This is a genomic window from Mycoplasma sp. 5370, from assembly GCF_054343435.1.
This window is the reverse complement of the sequence record NZ_JBTGVF010000037.1, coordinates 1-5,925: the sequence shown is the minus strand read 5'-3', so window position 1 is coordinate 5,925 and position 5,925 is coordinate 1. Positions and strand designations below refer to the sequence as shown.

At 22.6% G+C, this 5,925-nt stretch carries 8 protein-coding genes; 7 read left to right on the top strand and 1 reads right to left on the bottom strand.

Annotation, left to right across the window (positions count from 1 at the left end; translation table 4 throughout):
* The first annotated feature begins 150 nt into the window (after positions 1 to 150).
* From ACXX88_RS03950 to ACXX88_RS03920, 7 genes are all read left to right on the top strand, one after another.
* Positions 151 to 1,515, top strand: coding sequence for a M17 family metallopeptidase (locus tag ACXX88_RS03950; RefSeq protein WP_458559650.1), 1,365 nt, complete (start codon positions 151 to 153; stop codon positions 1,513 to 1,515).
* A gap of 224 nt (positions 1,516 to 1,739) precedes the next feature.
* Positions 1,740 to 2,318, top strand: coding sequence for a DUF6088 family protein (locus ACXX88_RS03945; RefSeq protein ID WP_458559649.1), 579 nt, complete (start codon positions 1,740 to 1,742; stop codon positions 2,316 to 2,318).
* An 8-nt stretch (positions 2,319 to 2,326) separates the two neighbouring features.
* Positions 2,327 to 2,953 carry a type IV toxin-antitoxin system AbiEi family antitoxin domain-containing protein gene (locus ACXX88_RS03940; RefSeq protein WP_458559648.1) on the top strand — a complete coding sequence of 209 codons (627 nt, stop codon included), beginning with the start codon at positions 2,327 to 2,329 and terminating at the stop codon, positions 2,951 to 2,953.
* 16 nt (positions 2,954 to 2,969) lie between these two features.
* A complete protein-coding gene (locus ACXX88_RS03935) occupies positions 2,970 to 3,269 on the top strand; it encodes a nucleotidyl transferase AbiEii/AbiGii toxin family protein (RefSeq protein WP_458559647.1) in 300 nt (99 codons plus the stop codon).
* A gap of 12 nt (positions 3,270 to 3,281) precedes the next feature.
* Entirely contained in the window at positions 3,282 to 3,800 is a 519-nt protein-coding gene (locus tag ACXX88_RS03930; protein ID WP_458559646.1) for a nucleotidyl transferase AbiEii/AbiGii toxin family protein, read from the top strand.
* Positions 3,793 to 4,005 carry a hypothetical protein gene (locus ACXX88_RS03925; RefSeq protein ID WP_458559645.1) on the top strand — a complete coding sequence of 71 codons (213 nt, stop codon included), beginning with the start codon at positions 3,793 to 3,795 and terminating at the stop codon, positions 4,003 to 4,005. The genes ACXX88_RS03930 and ACXX88_RS03925 overlap by 8 nt, the downstream gene beginning before the upstream one ends.
* Before the next feature lie 209 nt (positions 4,006 to 4,214).
* The gene (locus ACXX88_RS03920) at positions 4,215 to 4,661 is read left to right on the top strand and encodes a hypothetical protein (protein WP_458559644.1); all 447 of its coding nucleotides are present in this window, start codon (positions 4,215 to 4,217) and stop codon (positions 4,659 to 4,661) included.
* Positions 4,662 to 5,196: 535 nt separating this feature from the next.
* On the opposite strand, the gene ACXX88_RS03915 is transcribed toward ACXX88_RS03920, so the two are convergent.
* Positions 5,197 to 5,571: a hypothetical protein gene (locus ACXX88_RS03915; RefSeq protein WP_458559643.1), complete on the bottom strand. Its 375-nt coding sequence runs from the start codon at positions 5,569 to 5,571 to the stop codon at positions 5,197 to 5,199.
* Positions 5,572 to 5,925: the final 354 nt, after the last annotated feature.

The window sequence follows — 5,925 nt, the reverse complement described above, 5'->3', positions numbered from 1 at the left end:
TCCCATACTTTAAATTTTACTTTAAAGTGGTGCACTTGATCTTACAATTAAGCATAAACATTTAATAATTTGTTTATGCTTTTTTTAATAAAAAAAGATAAAAATTTAAAAAAAAGTTTAAAATATATTTATTATAAGAATAGGAGAAAAATGATTAAATTTATAGAAAAATTAACAAATTCTAACTTTTCACTTGAAGCTGTATTCAAAGGTGAAAAGTTTGATTCAAATGTTATTGAAAAAAAATTCGCTTTAACTGAATTTATTACAGAGAAAAAAGCTGTAATGTTTTTAGGAGATAAATCAGAGTTTAAATTAAGTGATTTAGATTCTTTATTAGATAAACTTGTTTCATTACCAAGAGTTTATGAAGTCAAACTTGAAAGTTTTGTAAATGAAGAAGTTTCATTAACAACACTTGCAACAAGATTATTAGAAAAATATGAATTTGTAAATGCAAATATTTACAACGTAAAAACAAACAAAAAAGAAGAAAAAAACGATTTATATGTTTTAGTAAGTAATTTAAGTTCTTTAGATGCTGAACTTAAAAAAACAAAAGTATTAGTTGAATCAGTAAATTTTGCAAGAAATTTACAAGCAACCCCTCCAAACATTTGTAACTCAGAATGATTAGCCGAAAAAGTTAAAGAGCAAGTTTCACAATTTAAAAACTTAAAAGTAACTGTATTAAACAAAAAAGAAATTGAAAAACTTGGAATGGGACTTTTATTATCAGTAAATAAAGGTTCTATGTATGAACCAAGATTAGTTGCTATTGAATACAATGGAAATCCTGATTCAGAAGAAAAAGTTGCATTTGTTGGGAAAGGTATTACTTTTGACTCTGGTGGTTACAACATTAAAACCGGAAGAAGTATGCTTGGAATGAAATATGATATGTCAGGAGCTGCAATAGTAGCTTCTGCATTAAATGCGATAGCACAATTAAATCCTAAAGCAAACGTTGCTGCAGTATTAGCAATTACAGACAACAGAGTAAATGGCGATGCTAATTTACCAGATGCTGTTTGAACTTCAATGAATGGAAAAACAGTTGAAATCAATAATACAGATGCTGAAGGAAGATTAGTTCTTGCTGATGGAATGACATATGCTATTAGAAATTTAAAAGCAACAGCAGTTATTACAGTAGCTACATTAACAGGTGCTATTTTAGTTGCTCTTGGACATACATTCACAGGAACATTCTCAACTTGTGATTGCTTATGAAATAAATTAGATGAAGCTGCAAAACAACAAAACGAATTAATTTGAAGAATGCCTTTACACGATGATTTTGCTAAATTTATTAAAGGTTCAACAGTAGCAGATTTAAAAAATACTGACTTAACTGGAAATGGTGGTTCTATTTCTGCTGCTATGTTCTTAAAAGAATTTGCAGAAGGAAAATATTTTGCTCATTTAGACATTGCTGGAACAGCAGAAACAGGTGAAAAACCTATGGGTGTAATGGTTAAAACATTAGTTCAATATGCATTAAACAAAAAATAATAAAGATAAATTACAAACACAAACAAACTTGTTTGTGTTTTTTTACTAAATTCTTTATTTTTCCTTTATTAATCATAAAAAATATATAAATATTCATTATAAAAATGCACCAAAAAGTATATATTATTTGGTGCAAAAATGTAAGATTGTGATATAATAATTTTGTATAAATTCACCAAAAAGTTTATGTTATTTAGTGCAAAATAAAGAAATAAAGGAAAAATATGATAAGTAAACAAATAGAAGAAATAATGTATAAAAATAGGGGACAAATATTTACTGTTTCTGATTTTCTAAATTTAGCTTCTGTAAATACAATAAAATCTGCTTTGTTACGATTAAAAAACAAAGGTAAAATTCAACACTTAATGAGAGGTTTTTTTGTTTATCCAAATTATATAAGACTATTAGATGAATATTCTTTGCCTTCTCCTATAGAACTGGCAGAAAAAATTGCAAAAAAGTATGATTTTATTTTAACTCCTACAGGAAATACTGCATTGAATATGACAGGTATTTCAACTCAAGTACCAAATGTTTGTTTATTTTTAACAAATTGAAACTATAAAAAATACAAATATAAAAATTGAGATATTGTTTTCAAAAAAACAAGCAATAATTTAATTAATGGATTTAATTTATATCAAAATTTAATTATACAAAGCATAAAAACACTAGGACCTAATATAAGTCAAGAAAATATAGAAATATTAAAAAATTTTAAAACTAAGAATAAAGTACACTTTACAGATAAAATTAAAAAATTACCAAATTGGATTTTTAATATTATTCAAAAAATTTAAGGACTACTATGAAACATTTACAACAAATTACAAAACTAATTAATAAATATAATGGATTAATTAGTGCAAAAATTTTAAAAGATAATAATATTCCTACTTGATACCTTTATTATTTGTACAAAAAAAATAAATTAGAAAAACACAAAATAAAAGGTTTTTACGTGCATTGTGATTATTTTAACTTAGACGAAGAATTTACTTTTCAATCCAAACACAAAAATGTTATTGTTAGTCATTTAAATGCTTTATATTACTGAAATTTAACAGACCATCATATTTGACTTAATCATTTTACCACTTCAAACAAAAGTATTAAATCCGAATACAAAATTTACAATGTAAATAAAAAACTCTTAAATTTAGGTGTTGTTACAATAAAAAATCAGTGAGGATTACCTATAAAAATTTACAATATGGAAAGGACTTTAATAGATATTTATAAAGATAGAAAAAATATGATTAGAGAAATATATTTAAAAGCATGAAAAACTTATCTATTAGAACCTATCCATCCTACTAACATAAAGCGATTATTATATTATGCTAAAAAATTCAAAGTTCAATATGAAATTAAAGCAATATTAAATTATTTAGGCGTTTGAGAGAAAATGAGAGAATTAGCGAATTTAAAATAAAAATAAGAAAGTAAATATGAGTAATAAATTAATAAAAAATTATAGTGATTCTGTAAAAAATAAAGTGAAACATATCAATAATAAATATAAATTACCTCCAAATACAGCATTAAACACCTTTTTTATGTTAGAGTTTTTAAAATTAGTAGCAGAATCTAAATATAATAAAGAATTTGTAGTTAAAGGAGGGATGCTATTACTAAACAAATTAGGGTTAGATAAGAGATGAACTAAAGATATTGATTTTTTAAGTTTAAATAGTGATATAAATTTAGTTGAAAGCAAAATCAAAGAAATAATAAGAACGAATTCATAAATTAAATTCTAAGTGTTACCAAAAACAGAAAATATTAGAGAACAAGAATTATATGGTGGCATTAGAACATACCTTAAAGCATCTTTAAATAAAATAGAAACATTTTTTCATATTGATATTACAATTAAAGACGTTATTTATCCTAAAATTGTTAATAATGTTTATAATACATTAGAAAAACAACCTTTTAAATTACAAGAATTTCCTTTAGAAACTGTTTTTGCTGAAAAATTACACTCTTTATATGAATTAGGAGTGAATACATCTAGGTTTAAAGATTTCTTCGATTTTAATTTTTTAATAAATAATGTAGAAATAAATAGTTTAAAGCAAGTAATTAATTTAGTTTTTAACCATCGTAAAACCATTTTTAATATAAATACTATGATTAATACAATTCTTAAAGTTAAAAATTCAAATAATATACAAAAATTATGAGATATTTATAAAATTAATATTAAAAGAGATTTAAAATTAGAAGAGATACTAAATAAATTACAAGAATTACTACAAAGGATTTTCAATGAATAATAGTAAAGAATTAGAGTTTATAAAAAAATATAAATATTATCGTAATAAAAAACAATTAGACAGTAGTGAATTTAGTAATTATTTATATGAGTTTTTTAAAAATAATACTTTAGATTTGTTTGAATTAGAAATTATATTAAAAAATCAAGTAAAAATATTTTTAGAAATACAAGATTTATGTGGATTCACATCAGTTAGAATATAAATAAATTTTTATTCAGGTAGTGTAGGAAGTGTAAGAAATTTTTGTTTTTTTACTAAATTCTTTATTTTCCTGTGTTTTATAGTTGAAAATTAAATATTAACCTATTTTGCCTTATTTAAATCCAACATTTATTATTTATTATGATTGTATTTTACGGGATTATAATAGTTAGTCGATTTAGCAAGTTAAATTTATCTATATGATTTTGAATGTTTCAAGTAGTAATGATAACTTTATATTATTTATGAGATTGAACGTTAATTAGAAGAAAAGAAAATTCGCTATATAATAACTTATATTCACAATACGCACCTATTATTTCTAATTATTTAACTCAAACTTACACCACAACAATTAATAACACTGATAATAGTGATAACATTTCTAAAATAATTAATATTGATATGAGTCAAAACTATTTATCCCAAGGTTCTAACCAAAATAAATTAATTAACAATCAAGGAACTAAAAAAATTGAAAGTAAAAATAATGATGTTTCGTTAGATAAAATAGATGATTTATTAGAAGATAAAAGATTAAATAGGTTAGTGGAAGATAAAAGATTAAATAGGTTAGTAGAAAATAACGCAGTAAGTCCAAAAGAAATAGAGAATCAAAAATTAAGTTATTTTAATGAAGATAGTGATATATTTTAATATATTTAGATGCTAAGTGATTGTAAAATCCACAGTGATATATTTAGATGCCTGGCATCTTTTTTATTTAATTTTTAAAAACGCACAAAAACACCTATTTTTTCAACGGTAATTTCTGGATGGTGTATTTATACTCCCAAAGTATTCTCGTTGATTATAGCGAACGCATGGACGTTACAGAGTAGGTTTTAGTTAATATAATGCGTAGAGTTTTTTAGGTTATATATGATTGGTAAAAATTAATACAAAAAAATTCGGATTTAACCGAAAAAAATCTATAATCTGGGAAAAGTTTTAATTCATATTCTATTTCAATTTCAATATTAAATAATTTAGCATAATACATTAATCTCTCTAAGTTAATAGGTTCTTCACTTTCATATGTATAATAATTTCAACAATTTAAATATAATTCATAATCCATAATATTTTTTGATAAATATAAATTAATTAATGTTCTTTCTTTATCATATATGTGAAATTTATGCCCATAATTATCAGTATAAAGAATTTTACCTATATTAATATATCGATTTTAATATATAAAAGGTTGTTCATTTTTAGATTTTAAGTTTGTTTTATCTACTTTATAGTTTATAGGTATAGCATAGTGATAATATTCTGAATCATTTATCATACAATTTAAATAAGCACTTGAAAAATGACTATAAATTATCTTAGGATTTGCTAAATAAAATAAATAATATTCTTCATTTCAACAATTATCGTGAAATTTAACATCATAATATACACCTTTTGAATATTTTTTAATTATATTATATTTTATTAGTGAATTTAAAAAACTACGAGTAAATCCTAATTCTTCTCATCTTTTTGTAGTAAAACATCCGTCTTTTTTAGATATTTTTAAATATTTTTTTCAGTATTTAGATTTTTTATATGTTTCCATTTTACTCCTGTGTGTTTTTTATGAATTTAATTAAAATATTTAATGTCTCTTTAAAATCTATTTCTTTAATATTATAATTATACTATAAAGGACCCACACCTTGTGAATTCAAGATAATTAAGCACTATTTTAATGGTGTTTTTTATACCTTACAACAGTAAATATATTAAATTTTTATTTAAAGCACCATAAATGTATAATATTTACCAAAATTAGCACCCTAAAATATAAACTTATTATATAAATACTGCTAAATATTTAATTAAAACCTAAAAGCAGTATGAATTTATACTTTACGATGCAAATTATTAATCAAAATGTCCCGGGGTATTTATTAATCAAAATGTCCTCCTT